Annotated in this window: 19 protein-coding genes; 10 read left to right on the top strand and 9 right to left on the bottom strand. The window is 72.7% G+C overall.

The features are described from left to right. Positions 1–17: 17 nt before the first annotated feature. The 4 genes from ACFV4G_RS00485 to ACFV4G_RS00470 all read right to left on the bottom strand — a co-directional run bounded on the left by ACFV4G_RS00485 (position 18) and on the right by ACFV4G_RS00470 (position 4,280). Positions 18–1,025 carry a glycoside hydrolase family 6 protein gene (locus ACFV4G_RS00485; RefSeq protein ID WP_380435188.1) on the bottom strand — a complete coding sequence of 336 codons (1,008 nt, stop codon included), beginning with the start codon at positions 1,023–1,025 and terminating at the stop codon, positions 18–20. A gap of 280 nt (positions 1,026–1,305) precedes the next feature. Next, the gene (locus ACFV4G_RS00480; protein WP_380435187.1) at positions 1,306–2,034 is read right to left on the bottom strand and encodes a uracil-DNA glycosylase; all 729 of its coding nucleotides are present in this window, start codon (positions 2,032–2,034) and stop codon (positions 1,306–1,308) included. Positions 2,035–2,178: 144 nt separating this feature from the next. Then, on the bottom strand, positions 2,179–3,390 hold the full coding sequence (locus ACFV4G_RS00475) for a low temperature requirement protein A (protein ID WP_380435186.1): 1,212 nt from the start codon (positions 3,388–3,390) through the stop codon (positions 2,179–2,181). A 110-nt stretch (positions 3,391–3,500) separates the two neighbouring features. Further along, positions 3,501–4,280 (bottom strand): HAD-IIA family hydrolase, encoded by a 780-nt coding sequence (locus ACFV4G_RS00470; RefSeq protein WP_380435185.1) that lies wholly within the window; start codon positions 4,278–4,280, stop codon positions 3,501–3,503. Positions 4,281–4,443: 163 nt separating this feature from the next. Between ACFV4G_RS00470 and ACFV4G_RS00465 the strand changes: the two genes are divergently transcribed. Next, complete coding sequence (locus ACFV4G_RS00465; protein WP_380435184.1) at positions 4,444–5,520, top strand: Gfo/Idh/MocA family oxidoreductase; 1,077 nt, start codon at positions 4,444–4,446, stop codon at positions 5,518–5,520. A gap of 147 nt (positions 5,521–5,667) precedes the next feature. Here ACFV4G_RS00465 and ACFV4G_RS00460 read toward each other — a convergent pair whose 3' ends face one another. Beyond that, positions 5,668–6,090, bottom strand: a complete 423-nt coding sequence (locus tag ACFV4G_RS00460; RefSeq protein WP_359960592.1) for a type II toxin-antitoxin system VapC family toxin — start codon at positions 6,088–6,090, stop codon at positions 5,668–5,670. Then, on the bottom strand, positions 6,083–6,367 hold the full coding sequence (locus tag ACFV4G_RS00455) for a type II toxin-antitoxin system Phd/YefM family antitoxin (protein ID WP_380435183.1): 285 nt from the start codon (positions 6,365–6,367) through the stop codon (positions 6,083–6,085). The genes ACFV4G_RS00460 and ACFV4G_RS00455 overlap by 8 nt, the downstream gene beginning before the upstream one ends. 197 nt (positions 6,368–6,564) lie before the next feature. On the opposite strand from ACFV4G_RS00455, the gene ACFV4G_RS00450 reads away from it, so the two are divergent. The 3 genes from ACFV4G_RS00450 (at position 6,565) to ACFV4G_RS00440 (ending at position 8,836) form a co-directional block, all read left to right on the top strand. Next, entirely contained in the window at positions 6,565–6,858 is a 294-nt protein-coding gene (locus tag ACFV4G_RS00450; protein ID WP_380435182.1) for a DUF6412 domain-containing protein, read from the top strand. A 162-nt stretch (positions 6,859–7,020) separates the two neighbouring features. Further along, positions 7,021–7,710: a YidC/Oxa1 family membrane protein insertase gene (locus ACFV4G_RS00445; protein WP_380435181.1), complete on the top strand. Its 690-nt coding sequence runs from the start codon at positions 7,021–7,023 to the stop codon at positions 7,708–7,710. Positions 7,711–8,068: 358 nt separating this feature from the next. Then, positions 8,069–8,836, top strand: a complete 768-nt coding sequence (locus ACFV4G_RS00440) for a CDP-alcohol phosphatidyltransferase family protein (RefSeq protein ID WP_380435180.1) — start codon at positions 8,069–8,071, stop codon at positions 8,834–8,836. Between the two features lie 69 nt (positions 8,837–8,905). Here ACFV4G_RS00440 and ACFV4G_RS00435 read toward each other — a convergent pair whose 3' ends face one another. Beyond that, entirely contained in the window at positions 8,906–10,219 is a 1,314-nt protein-coding gene (locus ACFV4G_RS00435) for a hypothetical protein (protein WP_380435179.1), read from the bottom strand. Between the two features lie 329 nt (positions 10,220–10,548). On the opposite strand from ACFV4G_RS00435, the gene ACFV4G_RS00430 reads away from it, so the two are divergent. After that, a complete protein-coding gene (locus ACFV4G_RS00430) occupies positions 10,549–12,318 on the top strand; it encodes a hypothetical protein (RefSeq protein ID WP_380435178.1) in 1,770 nt (589 codons plus the stop codon). A gap of 17 nt (positions 12,319–12,335) precedes the next feature. Here the strand turns inward: ACFV4G_RS00430 and ACFV4G_RS00425 are convergent, their stop codons facing one another. Further along, a complete protein-coding gene (locus tag ACFV4G_RS00425) occupies positions 12,336–12,728 on the bottom strand; it encodes an ArsR/SmtB family transcription factor (RefSeq protein WP_380435177.1) in 393 nt (130 codons plus the stop codon). A gap of 108 nt (positions 12,729–12,836) precedes the next feature. Between ACFV4G_RS00425 and ACFV4G_RS00420 the strand changes: the two genes are divergently transcribed. Continuing rightward, on the top strand, positions 12,837–13,823 hold the full coding sequence (locus ACFV4G_RS00420; protein ID WP_380435176.1) for a zinc-binding alcohol dehydrogenase family protein: 987 nt from the start codon (positions 12,837–12,839) through the stop codon (positions 13,821–13,823). 1,094 nt (positions 13,824–14,917) lie between these two features. Continuing rightward, positions 14,918–15,307 carry a hypothetical protein gene (locus ACFV4G_RS00415; protein WP_380435175.1) on the top strand — a complete coding sequence of 130 codons (390 nt, stop codon included), beginning with the start codon at positions 14,918–14,920 and terminating at the stop codon, positions 15,305–15,307. Here the strand turns inward: ACFV4G_RS00415 and ACFV4G_RS00410 are convergent. Then, a complete protein-coding gene (locus ACFV4G_RS00410; protein ID WP_380435174.1) occupies positions 15,273–16,127 on the bottom strand; it encodes an NAD(P)H-binding protein in 855 nt (284 codons plus the stop codon). The two genes, ACFV4G_RS00415 and ACFV4G_RS00410, sit on opposite strands and share 35 nt — an antisense overlap. An 83-nt stretch (positions 16,128–16,210) precedes the next feature. Between ACFV4G_RS00410 and ACFV4G_RS00405 the strand changes: the two genes are divergently transcribed. From ACFV4G_RS00405 to ACFV4G_RS00395, 3 genes are all read left to right on the top strand, one after another. Continuing rightward, on the top strand, positions 16,211–17,146 hold the full coding sequence (locus ACFV4G_RS00405; RefSeq protein WP_380435173.1) for an AraC family transcriptional regulator: 936 nt from the start codon (positions 16,211–16,213) through the stop codon (positions 17,144–17,146). Positions 17,147–18,021: 875 nt separating this feature from the next. Beyond that, positions 18,022–18,165: a hypothetical protein gene (locus tag ACFV4G_RS00400; RefSeq protein WP_380435172.1), complete on the top strand. Its 144-nt coding sequence runs from the start codon at positions 18,022–18,024 to the stop codon at positions 18,163–18,165. A 106-nt stretch (positions 18,166–18,271) separates the two neighbouring features. Continuing rightward, entirely contained in the window at positions 18,272–19,354 is a 1,083-nt protein-coding gene (locus tag ACFV4G_RS00395; RefSeq protein WP_380435171.1) for an IS630 family transposase, read from the top strand. Positions 19,355–20,016: the final 662 nt, after the last annotated feature.

The following is a 20,016-nucleotide window of genomic DNA, read 5'->3' as shown; positions in this document are numbered from 1 at the left end:
AACGGCCCGCGGACGGGTCAGCGGGCCGCCCTCGCCAGCCCCAGCGCGTACGGCAGCCAGAACTCGCCCGCCCGGGGCTCGCCCCGGCCGCACTCGCCGTCGGACTCCCCCGGGTTCTTGATCCACAGGTAGGCGTCCACCCCGGGCCGGCCGGTGTCGGTCGTCGGCGGCTCGCCGAGCGCGCGGCCCGGCGGGTTGCACCAGGAGTCGCCGCCCAGCGGGCCGTTGCCGTTGCGGCTGGTGTCGACGACGAAGTGCTTCCCGCCCAGCGCGGCCGACAGCTGTCCCCCGTACGCCGCGTTGGCGTCGGTGCCGTAGAAGTTGGAGACGTTCACGGCGAAGCCGTCCGCGACGGCGACCCCGGACTTGCGCAGCGCGTCCGCCATCGCCGACGGGTCCTGCGACCAGCCGGGGTTGCCCGCGTCCAGGTACACCCGCACCTGCGGACGCTTCTTCAGCTCCTGGACGGCGAAGGCCAGCAGTCCGTACCGCTCGGCGGCGAGATCGCCCTTCACCCCGCACGCGTCCAGGGTGTGGGCGACGGCGTCCGGCTCCACGATCACCCAGGCCTTGCGGTCGCCCAGCGCCTCCGCGACACCGGTGATCCAGGCCCGGTACGACGCGGCGTCGGCGGCGCCGCCGGCCGAGTACTGGCCGCAGTCGCGGTGCGGGATGTCGTAGGCGACGAAGACCGGCGTCCGGTCGACCGCGGCCGCGCGGCGGCTCACCTGCTCCGCGATGCTCGGGGCGTTCTGCTCGCCGAGCCACTGCGAGGACGGCTGGGCCGCGATCCGCAGCAGGTCGGCCGCCTCCGCCGTCCGGCCCTGGCCGCGCAGGGCGGCCGACTGGCGGGCGGCGGAGGTCTGGTCGGAGACGTAGAAGGTCTGGTTGGGCAGTTGGGCGAGGCCCCCGTCCGCCTGTGGGGATGGTGGCGCAGGCGTCTGCGCGGCGGAGTTCGGTGGCGCCCCGGAGGGCGTCGGACCACCCCCCGGTCCCGATCCGCCACAGCCCGCCGTAGCCGCCAACAGTCCCGTCAGGGCCGCCCCCACGGCCCACCGGACACCCGATATCCGCCCAACCCGGCGCACGTGCCGCCCCTCCCCGGACCGGGTCCGGCGACCCGGTCGGGCACCAGCTAAGCACACCGGCCGCAGCCCGGCGGCCACCCGCGGTGAACGGCGGATGGACACGAACGGACGGGGTGTCGGGCCCGTCCGTCCGGCCGATCGTCCGTCCGACCTGCAGACTGACCGACCAACCGGCAGACCAACCGACCGACTGACCGGCCGGCCGGTGCGCCGCGGGTCAGTCCTTCTTGAGGTTCGGGATCCGCCAGTCGATGGCGTCGGCGCCGAACCCTTCCAGCGCGGCGTTGATCTGCGAGAACGGGCGGCTGCCGAAGAACAGCTTGGCGGACAGCGGGGACGGGTGCGCGCCCTGCACCACCACGTGCTTGGTGGTGTCGATCAGCGGCAGCTTCTTCTTCGCGTAGTTGCCCCACAGCACGAAGACCACCGGCTCCTCGCGCTCGCTCACCGCCTTGATCACGGCGTCGGTGAACTTCTCCCAGCCCTTCGCCTTGTGCGAGTTGGCCTCGTGCGCGCGGACGGTGAGCACCGCGTTGAGCAGCAGCACGCCCTGCTCGGCCCAGTGCATCAGGTAGCCGTTGTCCGGAGCGGGGATGCCGAGGTCGGCGTCCATCTCCTTGAAGATGTTGCGCAGCGACGGCGGCGTCCTGGTGCCCGGCAGCACCGAGAAGCTCATGCCGTGGGCCTGGCCGTCGTCGTGGTACGGGTCCTGGCCGAGCACGAGCACCCGGACCTTCTCGTACGGCGTGGCCTCCAGCGCGGCGAACTCCTGGCCGCTCGGCGGGAACACCTGGTGCTCCGCCCGCTGGGCCGCCACGAAGGCCGCCAGCTCGGCGAAGTACGGCTTCTCCGTCTCGGCGCCCAGCACCTCGCGCCAGGACCCGGGCAGCTCCAGCCCACCGCCCGCGCCGGCCTCGACCGTGCTCGCCTCGACCGTGTCCGTCACGACATCTACCTCCCACACAGCGGCTGTTCGGCCGCACGCCCTCTTGCACCCCGAACGCTACACAGGCCCACCGACAGCTCGCTCCGCAGGAGCGGGGGCGGGGAGTGTGGAAGGGGTGGAGATGACGGCGAGAACGGCGACACATCACTCCGCAGCAGCGGGGGCGGACGGCGAGGAGGGGGTGGGGATGGCAGCCGGTGAGGCTTCCGGTGCCTCCCCTGCCTCCCCTGCCTCCCCTGGCTCCCCTGTGGCGACCCGCGCCACGATGAGGTGTTCCACCACGTTGAGCGCCACCAGCAGCACCGCCAGAGCCACGAGTACCGCCAGCGCCGGCAGGTTGATCATCGCGGGCAGCAGGCCCAGCACCAGCAGCGCCGCGGTGATGCGCGTGGTCGCCACCTTGCGGAACATCATCCACCGGGTGTAGCCGAAGGTCAGCAGGTACAGCCCGCAGCCGCCGTACAGCAGCGCCACCGCACCGGGACCGAGCGCGCGCCAAGGGTCCGCGACCGTCTCGCCGAAGCCGACCGCGACGCCGATCACGCCGGCGACGAGCGCCAGGTGCCCGTACTGGAAGATCCGCCGGACGACGTCCCGGCGCGAGTCGGTGACCTCGACGGCGTGCCGCATGGCGTCCGCCGCGTAGACGAAGTACTGCCACCACAGGCCCGCCGAGATGGTGAACGCGGCCGCGACGGCGGTGAGTTCGGGCGCGTCCAGCCGGGCCCGGGCGGCCGTCGCGCCGATCCCGACGATCGACTCGCCGAGCGCGACCAGCAGGAAGGTCGCGAACCGTTCCGGCATGTGCGACGGGTGGTACGCCACCGCCGCGAGCCGCCGCCGGAACAGCACCGGTGCGGCGAGGTCGCACGCCGCCGCCGCGGCCCACAGCGCGAGCCGCGGCCCGTCCGGCAGCAGTCCGCCGACCACCAGCAGCGGCCCGCTGACCAGCACCCCGACCCCGTACGGGCCGCGCCAGACGCCCGGGACGCGGATCAGCAGGACGACCAGCACCACCCGCGCGAGCCAGTACCCGGCGCCGAGCAGCACGCCCCGCCCGCCCCACGCGCCCGGCACGGCGAGCGCCATGAACAGGCCCGCCAGGCCGACCAGCAGGATGCCGACGCGGTCCCGCAGGTTGTCCACGTCCCGGATGTTGGCCTGCACCGTCGTGCCGACCCAGCACCAGTACACCGGCACGAACACGACGAGCGCCTCGGCGACGCCCCGCCAGTCGTGGTGGTGGTGCAGCAGGCCGGAGACCTGCGTGACCGCGAAGACGAAGACCAGGTCGAAGTAGAGCTCGGCCCAGGTGACCCGCTTCTCCCCGGCCGCCGGCTCCCCCGTGGTGACCATCCGTCCGTTCCTCCCCACACGTACGAGTTCCGCGCACGCAAAGGGCTCCGTCTCCGGCTGGCGGCGGGAGACGGAGCCCGATTCGGCACCGCAAAAGCTGGATCAGGACGCTAGATCAGCTCGACCAGGTCCGCGATCGACTTGACCACGCGGGTCGGCCGGTACGGGAAGCGCTCCACGTCGGCCGCGGCGGTCAGGCCGGTGAGCACCAGGATCGTCTCCATGCCGGCCTCCATGCCCGCGACGATGTCGGTGTCCATCCGGTCGCCGATCATGACGGCGCTCTCGGAGTGGGCGCCGGCGCTGTTCAGCGCCTCGCGCATCATCAGCGGGTTGGGCTTGCCGACGAAGTACGGCTCGACGCCGGTGGCCTTGGTGATCAGCGCGGCGACCGAGCCGGTGGCCGGCAGCACGCCCTCGGTGGACGGGCCGGTCTCGTCGGGGTTGGTGCAGATGAACCGGGCGCCCTGGTTGATCAGGCGGATCGCCTTGGTCAGCGCCTCGAAGCTGTAGGTGCGGGTCTCGCCGAGGACGACGTAGTCCGGGTTGTTGTCGGTCAGCACGTAACCGGCCTGGTAGAGCGCGGTGGTGAGACCCGCCTCGCCGATCACGTACGCGGTGCCGCCGGGCCGCTGGCCCTTGAGGAACTTGGCGGTCGCCAGGGCCGACGTCCAGATGCACTCCTCGGGGACCTCAAGGCCCATGCCGGCCAGGCGGGCGCTGAGGTCGCGCGGGGTGTAGATGGAGTTGTTGGTGAGGACCAGGAACGGCTTGCCGGACTCCCGGAGCCGGCGCAGGAACTCCTCCGCGCCGGGGATCGGCGTGCCCTCGTGGATGAGGACGCCGTCCATGTCGGTCAGCCAGGACTCGATGGGCTTGCGGTCTGCCACGTGCGTGTCTCCCGAAGTGTTGCGACGTCTTGCGAAGGCCCTGACGCGGCACAGCCTAATCGGCACGCCTGAACGACGGCAGCACGGTCCGTTCACCGGAACCGCCCCGCAGCCGCGACATGGCTGGACGGGACGGCCGGACCGCCCGTGATTGAGTGGACGCATGAGCCCCGACGAGACCCCCCGCCCGTTCCGCGTCGGCCTGATCGGCTACGGCCTGGCCGGTTCCGCCTTCCACGCCCCGCTCATCGCGACCACCCCCGGCCTGCGGCTGGACGCCGTGGTCACCGCCAACCCGGAGCGCCGCGCGCAGCTGCAGCGCGAACACCCCGGCGCCCGCGCGGTCGACACGCCCGAGCAGCTGCTGGCCGACCCGGACGCGCTGGACCTGGTCGTCATCGCCTCGCCCAACCGCACCCACGCCCCGCTCGCCCGCGCCGCCCTGCGCGCCGGGCTGGCCACCGTCGTCGACAAGCCGCTGGCCGGCACCGCCGCCGAGGCGCTGGAGCTGTGCCGGCTGGCGGAGTCGCGGAACGTCCTGCTCTCGGTCTTCCAGAACCGCCGCTGGGACGGCGACTTCCTGACCGCCGCCCGCCTCGTCCGGGGCGGCGCGCTGGGCCGGGTGCACCGGTTCGAGTCCCGGTTCGAGCGCTTCCGGCCGAAGCCGAAGCCGGGCTGGCGCGAGCTCGCCGACCCGGCCGAGGCCGGCGGCACCCTGTACGACCTGGGCAGCCACCTGGTCGACCAGGCGCTGACGCTGTTCGGGCCGGTCGAGACGGTGTACGCGGAGATCGACGTCCGGCGGGACGGCGCGGTCGTGGACGACGACGCGTTCCTGGCCCTCACCCACGCCTCCGGCACCCGCTCCCACCTGTGGACGAGCGCCCTCACCCCGCTGCTCGGGCCCCGGCTGCGGGTGCTCGGCGACGCCGCCGGGTACGTCAAGTCCGGCATGGACCCGCAGGAGGCCGACCTGCGCTCCGGCCTGCGCCCCGACGGCGACCGTCCGTGGGGCGCCGACCAGCCCGCGCACTACGGCACGCTCGGCACCGACGAGGCGCCGATCCCCCTCCCCACCGACCCGGGCGACTACCCGGCCTTCTACGCGGGCATCGCCGCCGCCCTGGCCGACCCCGGCACCCCGGCCCCGGTCGACCCGCACGACGCGGTCGCCACGCTCACCGTCCTGGAAGCGGCCCGCACCTCGGCCGCCACGGGCACGACGGTCCGCCTGGGCTGACGGTCGGGGGCGTACGGAGTACGCGTGCCGCCGCCCCCCGGCACCGGAGCCGGGGGGGCGGCGGCGATGGATCCGCCTCCTGCAAGCACGCTCGCGGTACGAACGGGCGGCCTTCGGGCGTCGGACCGGCATGGGTGGCGCGGCCGGTCACACGCCGATGACCTCCACCGCCGACGCCAGTCCGCGGAAGTCGGCCACGTTGCGGGTGTAGAGCGGCAGGCCGTGGGCGGAGGCGACGGCGGCGATCATGAGGTCGATCCGGCGCGGGCGGGGCTGGCGCCCGGCCGCGATGGTGAGGGTGACGAGGGTGCCGTAGCGGGCGGCGGCGGCCGCGTCGAACGGCAGCGGGTCGAAGTCGGCCATCGCGGCGCCGAGCACCTCCAGGCGGGCCGCCCGGCTGATCGGGTCGCGGGCCATCGACACGCCCTGCTGGAGTTCGGCGAAGGTGATCGCGGTGAGCTCCGGCACGGCGGGCAGGTCGGCCGGGCTGAGCAGCGCGAGGTCGATGTAGACGCACGTGTCGAGGACCCCGGCGGGCCGGCGCCGGGAGGCCCGCCGGCGCTCAGCCACGCCGGCGCTCGAACGGGTCGTCGCCGTCGTCGCCCACCAGCTCCTCGGGGCCGAAGTCCTCCTCGGCCTCCTTGCGCATCTGCTGGTAGTCCACGCGCGGCAGCTTCACGTGCCGCGCGACCAGCTCCTCCGCCGTGAGCCGTCGCCGGCTCGACACCGGCCGCAGCTCGGCGACCTCGACCCCGTTCCTGGTGATGTGGAAGGTCTCCCCCGCCTCGACGGCGTCCATCACCGCGGCGGAGTTGTTCCGGAACTCCCGCTGGGTAATCGTCTTCACCCTTCCAAGGTAGCCCCGTGTAGCACAGCCGGCTACACCTCCGGCGGTGCCTCCTCCGCGCCCGCTCCGGGCATCCACCGGGACATCTCGTGTACGCCGGAAGCCGGAACGTCGTACGATCGTCGTCACCGTCCTGCGAGTCCGTCAGGCGAGTCCGCCGGGTGAGTCCGCCGGGCACCGAGCGAAGGGAGCACACCGTGACCGTGATCGCGATGCTGTTCGGCCTGCTCCGGGTGCTGACCGGCGAGCTGCTCACCGAGGGCGGATCGCTCGCCTCCGTGGCGACCGTCGCCGCCGTGGTGCTGCTGGCCGGTGCCGTCGCGGGCACGCTCGCCGGGGCCCGGCTGCTGGGGGCGCGCGCTCCCGCCGCCGTCCGCAACGGCATGCTGCGGCGCCGTGCGTTCCGTACGGCCTTCCTGTCCCAGCGCGATCCGGACGCCCGGGGCCGGCGACGCCCCAGGGCACCCGGCGCGGCCCCGGCGGCCGCGTAGCGCCCGGGTCCGTCCGGCGCGGGTCCCAGTCCGGTTCTCCGGCCGGGTCTTGCCGCCCGGCTTCCGGCTGGTTCCCCAGTCCGGTTCCCCATCCCCGCCGTTCCCCGCGGCCGCCCTCCGTCGATCACCCATGTCCCGAGACCCCGGAGGGCTCGCTCCACCATGTCCGTTCTCGCCGTTCTCGACCCTGCCGTCGCCGTCGCCCACACCGTCGTCGCCGGGCTCGCCCACGTCGTCCCGACCGCGCTCGCGATCGTCCTGTTCACCGTCGCCGTCCGCCTCGCCCTGCACCCGCTCGCGCGGGCCGCGGCGCGCGGGGAGAAGGACCGCGCCCGCCTCGCCCCGAAGATCGCCGAGCTGAACCGCAAGCACAAGGACCGCCCGGAGAAGCTCCGCGAGGCGATGGCGGACCTGCACCAGAAGGAGCAGGTCTCGCCGCTGGCCGGCTGCCTGCCGGCGCTCGTGCAGATCCCGTTCTTCTCGGTGATGTACCGGCTGTTCACCACCTCCGACGACCTGCAGAGCCACACCGTGTTCGGCACCCCGCTCGGCCTGCACGTCGCGAACGCCCACGGCGTCGGGCAGCTGGCGGTGTTCGGCGTGCTGTACGCGGGGCTGGCGGCCGTCGGGTACGTGAACTTCCGCCGGGCCCGGCGCGCGGCAGCGGCGGCGCAGACCGCCCAGCCGGGGGCGGCGTTCCTGCCGTACCTGTCGTTCGGGACGGTCCTGTTCGCGGCGCTGGTGCCGCTGGCGGCGGCGCTGTACCTGGTGACGTCGGGGGTGTGGACGGCGACCGAGCGGGCCCTGCTGCACCGCGGCGGGGCGCCGGTGCCGACGCTCGCGGTGGCGTGAGGTCCCGGACGCGGATCCGTTCCCCGCGTGCCCGGTCGCGCGGATGCGTGACGTCACGCGCGTGCACCGCCTGCCGCTCCTCCGGGTCGCCCCCGGCGGCGCGGCAGGCGGCGCGGCAGGCGGCGCGGCAGGCGGCGCGGGTCGGCGGATCCGATGGAGCGTCGGACCTCCACGCGGTCCCCGTTCCCGCCGGCCCCATCGACCTCCCCCACCGGATCTCCATGATCCCGACGTCCGGGGTCCAGCCGTCCGTGCGCGGGCGGGGTCCCGGCAGGTTCTACCCTGTGGTGGATCGTTCGATGATCGTTTCGGGACAGGACGTCCGGCGGGTCCCGCCGGACCGGTGGAGGGATTCGTCATGGTGGCTGCTCCGGCGCTTTCGGAGCTGCGCGAGGTGTGCCAGCCGCAGGCCAAGCTGCAGAGTCGCAACGGTGAGCACTGGGCGGGCCGGCTGTACATGCGCCGCCTCTCGTTGCGCACGACCCGGCAGCTGGTGCGGACCTCGGTGTCGCCGAACACCCTCACGTGGGTCATGGTGGTCTGCGGCGTCGGCGGCGGGGCGGCCCTGCTGATCCCCGGCCTGACGGGGGCCGTGCTCGCGGTGGTGCTGTTCCAGCTGTTCCTGCTGTTCGACTGCGTGGACGGCGAAGTGGCGCGCTGGAAGCGCCAGTTCAGCATGGCCGGGGTCTACGTCGACCGCCTCGGCGCCTACCTGGCGGACGCCGCGCTGATGATCGGCGCGGGCGTGCGGGCGGCCCGGGGCGGGTCGGAGCTGTGGGTGTCGGCCGGGCTGGCGGCGGCGCTCGGCGTGGTGCTGCTGAAGGCCTCGACGGACCTGGTGGACGTCGCCCGCGCCCGCAGCGGCGCGGCCCCGGCCGACGAGGAGTCGACCCAGCCGCGCTCCCAGGGCATCGCGACGGCCCGCCGGCTCGCGTCGGTGTTCAAGATCCACCGCGTGACGAACGGCATCGAGGCCTCGCTGGTGCTGCTCGCGGCGGCCGTCGCGGACGCGGCGGTGGGCGGGCTGACGCCGACCCGGGCCGCGCTCGCGGGGATCACGGTGATCACGTGGGGCATGGTGGTGGCGCACCTGGCATCGATCCTGTCGTCGTCGCGGCTGCGCTGACGCCGCACGGAGCGCACCGAGCGGTTGGAGCCCGTCACCCGGGAGGGTGACGGGCTCCTTGGCGTTCGCTCAGGCCCGGCGCAGCACGCGGCGCAGCCAGAGGGCGCCGGCTCCGAGGCCCGTCAGGGCGAGGCCGCCGCCGAGGAGGGCGGTGGTGTGGTCGGCACCGGTGGAGGCGAGCTGGGCGTCGGCCGCCGGGGCCTGAGGGGCGGGGGCCTGCGGCGCGGGGGTGGTGGACGGGGCCGCCGCCGGGGCGCTCGGGGTGCCGTCGGAGGCCGGCACGACGGGAACGGCCGGGGCCGAGGACGCCGGGGCGGAGGGCGCCGGGGCCGACGGGGCCGAGGTGGACGGAACCGGCTTCGGGGCGGAGGAGGACGGGGTCGGCTCGGGCGTCTTCGTGCCCGCGGGCTGGACCTGCACCTTCGCGCCCGTGGAGCACAGCGTGGTCCCCCAGAACGGCCGACCCTCGTTGACGAACACGCACGGGTTCACCTCGGTGGCGCCCGCCGGGGTCGTCGCGTCGTACGACACCCGCACCCGGGCCACGAGGTGGCCGCCCGCCCGGAGGCTGGAGTCGCGCCCCTGGAGGTAGACGCCGACCGGCTCCTCGGGCGTGTCACCGGGCACCTTGTCCAGCGTGCGCCAGCCCCCGTCCGCCGTCCGCACCTGGACGGTCGCGTGCTTGTCGACGAACAGGACGTTGCCGAGGTTGGTGTAGTCGGAGGGCGTGGGGTTGTCGAGGACGGCGTCGAACTCGATCGGCGCGCCGCCCGCGACGGCGGAGGCGGGCACGTGGGCGAGGGAGCTCCCGATCGACGTGACCTTGATCGTGCTGGTCGCCTCGGCCTCCACCCGGTCGTGGAGGTGCGGCGGGGTGGTGAGGTCGGAGCGCAGGGTGATCGAATCGAAGCCGCCGTTGGAGGCGCCGTCGTGGGCCAGGCCCATCGGCGCGCCGATCCGCAGGTCGACCTTGCGGGTCCGACCGGCCGGAACGGTGAGTCCGATCACCGTCCCCTCGTACACCACGCTCTCGTTGCCCCTGGTCATCGCCAGCGGCACCGACTTCCACGCGCCGTCGGCCGGGTCCTTGTAGTCGATGACGATCGAGTTCGGCGGCGTTCCGACCCCGGTGGTGGTCTTCAGCTCCAGGTTGTAACCGGTCTCCTCCGAGCCCGAGTTGGTGATGTTCTCGGTGAACGCGACCGGCCCGCCGGCGAACCCGACCGAGGCCGGGGCCTGGACGGTGAGCGAGGTGTGCGACGGCTCCGCCGCGAAGGCGGCCGGGGCGGTGACCACAACCGATCCGCAGACAGCGGCTGCGCCCAGGGCGGCAGCAGCGACGACGGCGCGACGGGTACGACGGATACGAACGATGGTGGACATGGTTCCCCCCTGGAGCCGCGCTGCGGGCATGCCGCAGCAGCGCACTGATGGCTGATGGCTGGTCGAGAGCGGGCTGCAACTTCCGCGCACCCCGGGAGTTTGATCGTGACTCCCTGCTTCTCACTGACATAGACGTTCATCCCGGCGATCGGTTGCAGGCGCTTCTCAAGATTCTTTTCGACCCCTCGGACCCGCCGGAAACGACCCCCTCGACCACCTCGACTACATATGACGCTGGACGACATATATAGTCGGGCGACATCAGGGGCGGCCCCGCCCCGCGCACACACCCGCGCACACAGCCGCATCACCAGGGGAGGGGTTGGCACATGCAACTGACGTCCGCACCGGCCACCGACGAGGACCGGATCGCCGAGGGCGCTCCGCACCGCACGGAGCGCCGGACCGACCCGAGGCGCTGGCTCCGGATCTGGGTGCTGTTCGCCGGGTACTTCGCCGAGGTCCTGTTCCGGCTCTACCTCGTGCGGGACTTCAGCTACCCGTCCGTCCACCCCGACGAGGAGTCGTACCTCGTCCTCGCCCGGGTCCTGGCCGGACACCCCACGACCGAGATGCCCGTCGGCGTCGTCATCCCGGGCGGATACCCGCTGCTCATCTCCCCCGCCCTGCGCATCGCCGACGACCCGTCCACCGCCTACCACCTCGTGATGGGCATCAACGCCCTGCTCAACGCACTCGTCTTCCCCCTGGCCTGGGTCGGCCTGCGCCGCCTCGGCCTCGGACGGCCCCAGGCGTACGCGTTCGCCGCCGCGACGGCGCTGCTGCCGCCGCTCGTCTTCTACTCGGAATTCGCGCTGACGGACACCGTCATGCCGGTCCTCGTCCTGGCCTGGCTGCTCTGCCTGCACGGCTGGCTCGCGGACGGCACGACCCGCCGCCGCGCGTGGCACGCCGCCGGCGCCGGGCTGACCGCCGCCTACGCGATGGCCACGCACGACCGCGGGGGCGTCGTCGTCGCCCTCACCGGCGTGGTGTTCGCCGGGGTCCTGCTGCTGCGCTGGGCGCCGTGGCGCTCGACGGTGGCGGGCCTCGGCTCGCTGGGGGCGGGAGTCCTCGGCGCCAAGCTGCTGGACTCCTGGCTACGCGCGCGGTTCACCGTGCCGGCCAGCGACGTCGGCGGCTTCCTGTGGAAGGGCCTGACCGACCCGCAGGCGGCCTCGCGGACCCTGACCCGGACGGCCGGCCAGATCTGGTACGTCATCATCTCCACCTGGGGAGTCGCCGGAGTGGCCGTCGTGATCTGCCTGTTCGCCGTCTTCGACAAGCGCGTCACCCGGCCGTACCGGGTCGTCGGCGGGGTGCTGGTCGCGCTGCTCGTCGGCACCGCGCTGGCCGCGGCCGCCGCACTGCCGGACGACAAGCGGATCGACGACTGGGTGTACGCCCGCTACACGGCGTGCCTCGTCCCGGCGGCCTTCGTGGTCGGCAGCGCGGCACTGGCCCGACTCCGGGGGCGCGCCCTGGGCCGGACCCTGGCCGGGGCGGCCGGGCTCACGCTGGCGCTCGGCGGTGCGGTGGTGCTGTCGGCCGGCCCGCTGCTCAGGACGCAGGCCTTCGTCGCCTGGGGCATGCCGGACGCCCTGTTCCTCGGCGGCGACTGGAGCTCGCTGCACATCATGCGGACGACCGCCGTCGCGTTCGCCGTGCTCGGCCTGGTGGTCCTGCTGCGGACGATCACCTCGCGCCGGGCGGTCTGGCTCGCCGTCGCGCTGGCACTGTTCGCCGGGTTCGCCACCGTCACGATCACCGACCGGATCAGCTACCCGCACTCGAACTGGCGCCGGAGCCTCGCCACCGGCTTCACCGAGCGGGCCGGCCTCCACCCGGACGACAGCGTCGTGTTCAGCTGGGACGGCGACTGGGGGATCCGCAGCACGCAGGCCTTCGAGGTCTACCGGGGCCGCGTCTGGTACCTCGACCCGCGCAACCGGCCGATCCCCGCGGCGGCCACGGCGGTCGTCATGCCCCCGGCCACCGAGGGCGCGGAGCCGGAGGCGGCCTGGCCGGGGCATCCGGCCGAATGGTTCGTCGAGCGGGTCGACCGGCAGCAGGGGTGGATGGTCTGGCGCCGGCGCTGAGCTCGGCACCTTCGGGATCAGGCGCCGCCGGGCTCTTCCACGGGCTCGGCGGCGCTCTCGTACGTGGTGCTCTCGTACTCGGCGCTCTCGTACGCGGCGAGGACGGTGGCCAGCAGGGCCGGGAAACGCGCCTCCAGATCGGCCGAACGCAGCGCGGTGAGGCGGCGGTTGGCCTCCTCGCGCTGGCGGATGAGGCCGGACTCGCGCAGCACCTTGAAGTGGTGGCTGAGCGTGGACGGCGCGACGTCCACCGGGAAGGTGCCGCAGGCGCGCTCGGGCTCGGCGGCGAGGGTGCGCACGATCGTCATCCGGGTGGGGTCGGAGAGCGCGTGCAGCACGTCGAGCAGGTCGATGTCCTCGACTTCCGGGTGCGCGAGCGCCGTCCGGCGGCGGCTGGTGCTGCGGGGCACGGGTGGGCCTCCAGGTTCGGCATCCTCCTTCGATGTTCGACAAACATCGAAGATGAGTGGTACTAATTTCGTCGTTCGTAGAACATCGTAGCTCCAGGGGGAACCAACATGCGCGCACTCGTGATGACCGCACCCGGCGGGGCGGAGAACTCGCAGGTCAAGGACGTCGAGACGGCGAAGCCCGGCCCCGGGCAGGTGGCCGTCGACGTCGCCTACGCCGGACTCAACTTCGTCGACGTCATGGCGCGGCGCGGTGACGGCGGCTACACCTCCGAGTGGCCGTACCTGCCGGGCAAGGAGGTGGCCGGGACGGTCCGGGCGCTCGGCGAGGGCGTCACGGGGCTCGCGGTCGGCGACCGGGTCGTGGCCGCACCGGTCGGCGGCGGACTGGCGGAGGTCGCCGTCGCCGAGGCCGCGCTCACCGTGCCCGTCCCGGACGGGGTCGGGCTGCGCGAGGCCGCGGCCGTCCCGCTGGGCCTGGCCACGTCCGTCCTGCTGCTCACCGACGCGGGGCGCTTCACCGCCGGCGACACCGTGCTCGTGCACTCGGCGGGCGGCGGGATCGGCAGCGCCGTCGCCCAGTTGGTGCCACTGCTGGGCGGGGGCCGGCTGCTCGGCACGGTGGGCCGGCCAGAGAAGGCCGCGGCGGCCGTCGCGGCCGGGTACGACGCGGCGTTCGCGCGCGACGAGGACCTGGTCAAGGCCGTCCGGAAGGCCACGGACGGGCAGGGCGTCGACCTGATCCTCGACCCGCTCGGCACCTCGGCCCTGCCGACCGACCTCGACCTCGCCGCCCCCGGCGGCCGGATCGTCCTCTTCGGCAACGCAGGCGGCGGCGCCGTCGACGCCCTGCCGCCGCTCGGCCGCCTCATGGCCGGCAACCTCACCGTCACCGGCTTCAGCCACCGCGGCCTGGCCGCCACCGCCCCCGCGAAGCTGGCCCGCGCGATCCGCCGCGCCATGGACTTCCTCGCCGGGGCCCACCTCCCCCTCCCCGTCACCGAACTGGCCGACCTCACCGACGTCCCCGCCGCCCACGACGCCATGGAGGCGGGGAGGGCGACGGGCAAGTACGTGGTGCGGGTGGCCGGTTGAGCGAGAAAGCGAGAAGTCGACTCGGCCGACTTCTCCCGCCCACCGACAGCCGTCACATCCCCGGGCAGGCCACCGCCTTCTGGATCCGCGGCCGCCGCCCGAGGCCCCGTGCGCCGGAAGTCGGCGAGGTCGACTTCCTGCGCAGGACCTAACCGCACACCGCCGCAGCAGAAGCACCCACACCGAGACCACTGGGCGGGCCTCCCGGAGACGCCGCACAGGAAGTCGGCCACATCGACTTCCTGTGCAAGCCCCCGACACAACCAAGCAGACCCCAAGGCAAACGCCGCGCAGAAAGTCGGCGAGGTCAACCTCCTACGCAGGACCTGACCGCACACCGCCGCAGCAGGAGCACCCACACCGAAACCACTGGGCGGGCCTCCCGTGGACGCCGCACAGGAAGTCGGCCACATCGACTTCCTGCGCAAGGCGCTCCTTCGCCGGCTGCGGGAACGTTTCTGCCTCCCGGACGGCCCTGGCGCGAGAAGTCGGCTGGGTCGACTTCTCGCGCGGGCCGGATCACCTGGCCACGCAGCCGGCCTTCCGCGCATGACGCCTCTTGCCGGCGCCTCAGCTCGCGGCAGCCAGCAGGAACGTTTCGACACGGGCAGCTGAGCAACGGCCGGCCTCCGCGCGAGAAGTCGGTGAGGTCGACTTTTCGCGCAGCCCCACAGCCCCGGCATCCCTCGCAGCTGGGGGAGCGAGGCGGGGGGGGGGGGGGGGGGGGTGGGGGGTGGGGGGGTGTGTGGCTGCGCCCCCCCCCGCGCCCCCGCGGGGCGGCGCGCACACCCCCCCACACCCGCGGAGAGCGGGGAGAGCGCGCCCTTAGAGAACAAGTTGCGTCCGTTAAATTACACTCCCACCCCCCCCCCACCGTTTCCGGCAGGCGCAGGAACGTTCCCCCTTCTGCAGTCGCGAGAAGTCGGCGGGATCGACTTCTCGTGCGTGGGCACCGATGCACGGCTCGACTTCCGACGCCGACCGGGAGAAAGCGCGGACACATCGAGGGAAATCACGGTGGTGTACATGTCAGCATGGCGACACTTTGCGGGCCCGCCGTGGGGCCCGCACGGATCCTGGGAGCAATGATCCACATGCGACGGATACGAACCCTCGCCGTCTGCCTGACCTCGGCCGCCCTGCTCGGCGCGCCGCTGGCGTTCGGGCCGGCTGCTCAGGCTGCCGAGGGGTGCGCCAAGGCGAACGTGTGTCTGTACTCGGGGAAGGGCGGGCGCGGGGCCATCGTGTGGCAGGGGCCGCTGTCACAGCTTCGGGGTTCCGACATCACCGGCATCACGCCCTCGGTGCAGGCCAAGTCGGTCCGTACGCCCCTCCCCGCCGGCGAGGACTGTGCGGTCGGGCTGTTCCCCGAGCGGGACCTCGGCGGGGAGGCGAAGTGGGCCAACGGGCCCCTCACCGACCTCACCGCCCCCGGGAGCACCCAGCCCGTCACGGTCGCCTCGGCGTACGTGGATTGCGGCTGAGCCGACTGCCGGCGACGAAGTCCTCGAACGAGCGGGGCGGGCGGGCGAGGGCTCGTTCAACGCCGTCGGAGACGGTGATACCCCTCCCCTCGCGGATGTCGATGAGCAGGTTGGTGAAGATGCGGGCGACGGCGGGCGGGGTGCCCTGGGCGGTCAGGAGTTCCAGGTACGCCTCCGGCGCGATGGGGGTGTAGCTGATCGGGCGGCCTGTCGCGGTGGCGATCCGCTCGACGGCTTCGGCGAAGCCGAGCGGGCGGGGGCCGGTCAGTTGGTACGTCTGGCCGTTGTGGCCGGCCCCGGCGGTGAGGGCGGCCACCGCCACGTCGGCGATGTCCTCGGCGTCGATGAACGGCGTCCGCCCGTCCCCGGCGGGGAGGGCGAGGTTTCCGGCCTCGATGCCCGGAAGCCAGAACGTTTCGCTGAAGTTCTGCGCGAACCAGCCGGGTTGGAGCACCGTCCACTCCACGCCCGATTCGCGCACCGCCTGCTCGGCGGCTTTCAGCGGGTGGTCGTCACCCGCCTCGCCCACCCCGTGGGCGGAGAGCAGCACCAGGCGCCGCACCCCCGCCGCCACGGCTCCGGCGACGAGCCTCGGAAGGCGTTCGTGGCGGTCGGCGCCCGGACGGAGGTCGGGCTCCATCAGGTAGGCGGCGCGGACGCTGTCCAGTGCCGGCGCCCAACTCGCCGGGTCGCCAAGGTCGAAGTGGACGTCGCCGCCGCTGCGAGAAGCCGTACGAACGGGGTGACCGGAGGCGCGCAGGCGGCGGGCGATGCGGCGGCCGGTCGTGCCCGTGCCGCCGAGAACGAGGAATGTCTGCATGCCCACCAGGAAATCCCGCTGGGGGCAGACGATCCATGGGAGATCGTCGCCGTCTCCTTTGCGATCGTCTAGCGTGAGCCGCCATGGACGTCCTCAGTGATCTCCTCCACCGGGCCCGCGCGAGCAACGCCCAGGCGCGGCAACTGGTGCAGCGCCCGCCCTGGTCGATGACCTTCGCCGATCCCCCGCCCCTCACCGTCATCGCGGCACTCGGCGGGCACGCGTCGATCCGGCTCGACGAGGAACCGGGTACGACCCCGGTGCGGCTAACCGCCGGTGACATCGCGCTGATCACGGGAGCCGGCCGGTACACGATCGCCGACGATCCTGACACCCCGCCCCAGGTGGTGATCCGCGCCGGCGTGAAGCAGTACCTCAATGGCCCGGCGCATCAGAACCTCGCCCCGCGCACGTACGGCGACGGGCTACCCGGCGCCACCACCCTGCTCCGTGGCGCGTACGACCTGCGCGACGACTTCGGCGGCCGCCTGCTGGGCATGCTCCCGCCGCTGGCCGTCGTACCCGCGGGCCCCCGAACCCGCGGCGCGCTCGACCTGCTCGCCGCCGAGGTCGCCGAGGAGGAGCCCGGGCAGGATGCGGTCCTGAACCGCCTCCTGGACCTCGTCCTGGTGCTCGCCCTCCGCGCGTGGTGCACCCGGCCGGAGGCCCAATCCCCCTCCTGGTTCCGCGCGTTGGCGACCCCGGCCGTCGGCGACGCACTGCGGCTCCTGCACGAGGAACCGGCCCACCGCTGGACGGTCGCCGAACTGGCCGGACGGGTCGGGCTGTCGCGGGCCGCGTTCGCGGCGCGGTTCGCCACGCTGGTGGGCGAGCCGCCGCTCACCTACCTCACCGGCTGGCGGATGGACCTGGCCGCGAGCCTCCTCCGGAACGGCGACGACACCATCGCGGCGGTGGCACGGGACGTCGGCTACGAGGACGCCTTCGCGTTCAGCGTCGCGTTCAAGCGCGCCCGAGGACTCAGCCCGTCGGAGTGGCGGCGAGCAGTGCAAGAGTGAGGCATGCGGCTCGCGCGGGACGTCGGCCCGGCCGGTTTCCCGCGCCACGCTGAGCCGGCCAGCCCCGTCCGACTCATGCGGGCAAGCCACCGCGCACCCCGAGCACGGTCACGCGGTTGAGGCCCGCAATTGCGTGGGAAGTCGGCCGGTCCGACTTCCTGTGTGCTATCGAAGCGGTCGGCCACACTGGGCTTTTGCGGGCCAACCTCGCTGGCCAGCGGACGGACAACGGCCGTTCGACGCACCCATTGGGCACCGGGCCCCACTCGGGAGCCCAGTTCGCCGAAGAGGCGCTCCGAGCAGCGTGCGTAAGGCGAGGCGTCTGCGCAAGAAGTCGACGTGGCCGACTTCTCGGGTGCACCCTCGGCACGGCAGATGCACCCCCACCGGGCCACCGGGCAGATGCCGGCACGAGCGCCGCGTAGGAATTCGGCCGCGTCGACTTCCTGCACCAGGGCATCCTCGACCAAGGCGGCAGGAACCTTTCTTCTTCGGCGGATTGGACGAGAAGTCGGCCCAGCGGACTTCCTACGCCGGCACGGGCTCCTGCGGGCGCCGACAACGGACGGACCTGGCCACGCACGGCGGCAGAAACGCTTCTTCTGCCTTGGCAAGTCCGGGCGCACGAGAAGTCGGCTGGGTCGACTTCTCGTGCGGATCCCAACCAGCCGCCAGCACGGCAGATTCACCCCCGCCGGGGCCACTGGTGCCGCGTCAGACAGCCTTTGCCCTGGCCTGGATACGGTGAGGCCGTGAATGGAAGAGATCAGCCAGACCTGGACGAGATCGAGTCGTGGTTCTCTGCTGTGGCCGACGGACGCGTAAGCCGGGATGCAGCCGACCGGTGGGCCGGGCGTTGGTTCCTCGATGACGAATTGGAATGGGACGACCTGTCACTGTGGGCGCTGGAGCACCTCCACGGGATCGATTTGCGGCCGGGGCCCGAGGAGCCGTACCTGCACAACGACGAGCAGGTACGAGAGTGGCTGGAGGAGCTACGGCGGCGCCGCGCCAGGTAGCGCACACCGAACGCGCTCCTGTCCCCGTCCGCTCCTGACGCGAGGCTGTTGGTGCACGGCAGAACGAGTAAGGGTCCGTGAGATTGATGACGGCGAGGGCGGGCGGTTGCTGCGGATCGTCCGCCGGGGCACTGGGTCGGTGGTGACCTGGCGGCGGGCCCGGATGGTGCTGCTGTCGGCCCAGGGAATGCCCGTGGCGAAGATCGCCGAGGTCACGTTCACCGGCGCGGACCGGGTCCGCGACGTGATCCACAACTTCAACGCCGACGGCTTCGACTCGCTCTGCCCGAAATACAAGGGCGCACGGCCGAGGACGTTCACGCTGCCCGAGCGCCGGGAGACCAAGAAGATCGCCAAGTCGAAGCCGGCCGAGCACGGCCTGCCGTTCTCGACCTGGAGCCTGGCCAAGCTGGCCGACTTCCTGATCGCCGAGGGGGTGGTCGACGACATCAGCCACGAGGGCCTTCGGGTCCTGCTCCGTGAGAAGGGCGTCTCGTTTCAACGCGTGAAAACCTGGAAGACCTCGAAGGATCCCGACTACGCAGCCAAGAAAGCCCGGGTCGAACACCTCTACGCGATCGCCGACGGCGAGGTCATTCCCGAAGAGGGCGAGCCCGAAGCCGTCTTCTGCCTGGACGAGTTCGGTCCGCTCAACCTCCAGCCGCACCCGGGCCGGCAGTGGGCCGAACGCGGCGGCAAGGGCAAGGACCCCGACCGCGAGCCCAGACCCCGGCGGCGGGCCACCTATACCCGACCGCACGGCGTCCGGCACCTGTTCGCCGCATACGACCTCGCCAAGGGCCAGCTCTACGGCCACGTCAAGAAGACCAGGAACCGCTCCAAGTTCCTGGAGTTCTGCCGCTACCTGCGCTCACTGCACCCCGCGGAAGTGCGGATCGCGATCGTCTGCGACAACTACTCGCCGCACCTGACGACGAAGCGGTGCCAGCGGGTCGGGACGCGGGCGGCGGCGAACAACGTCGCGATCGCCTACACCCCGACCAACAGCTCCTGGCTCAACCGGATCGAGGCCCAGTTCACCGCCCTTCGCTACTTCGCCCTCGACGGCACCGACCACGCCAGCCACAAAGAACAGGGCAGTATGATCCGCCGCTGCATCATCTGGCGGAACAAGCACGCCGCCGACGAGCGCCTACGCGAAGTCGTCACCAGGGCGAACGTTGCCTGATGCGGCACTAGGAAGATCCCGCGACAGGCCCCGCACAGGAAGTCGGCCACATCGACTTCCTATGCCAGGGCATCCTCAGCCGACGCGGCAGGAACCTTTCTTCTTCGGCGGATCGAACAGGAAGTCGGCCCAGCGGACTTCCTACGCCGGGCGCCGGCAGTGGGCGGACCTGGCCACGCACGGCGGCAGGAGCGTTTCGTCTGCCTTGGCACGTTCGGGCGCGCGAGAAGTCGACTGGGTCGACTTCTCGTGCGGATCCCAGCCAGCCGCCAGCGCGGCAGATGCACCCCCACCGGGGCCACCGGGCAGATTCCGCGACAAGCGCCGCATAGGAAGTCGGCCGCGTCGACTTCCTACGCCAGGGCATCCTCGGCCAAGGCGGCAGGAACCTTTCTTCTTCGGCGGATTGTGCAGGTAATCGGCCCAGCGGACTTCCTACGCCGGGCGCCGGCAGTGGGCGGACCTGGCCACGCACTGCAGCAGGAGCGTTTCTTCTGCTTTGGCACGTCCAGGCGCACGAGAAGTCGGCTGGGTCGACTTCTCACGCGGGCCCCAACCAGCCGCCTACCGGGCAGATGCCGGGACAAGCGCCGCATAGGAAGTCGGCCGCATCGACTTCCTATGCCAGGACATCCTTGGCCACGGCGGCAGGAACCTTTCTT

It is taken from the genome of Kitasatospora sp. NPDC059747 (genome assembly GCF_042732955.1).
Classification (GTDB): Bacteria; Actinomycetota; Actinomycetes; order Streptomycetales; family Streptomycetaceae; genus Kitasatospora.
The sequence above is the reverse complement of the archived record's forward strand: the minus strand, read 5'-3'. Positions and strand labels throughout refer to the sequence as shown.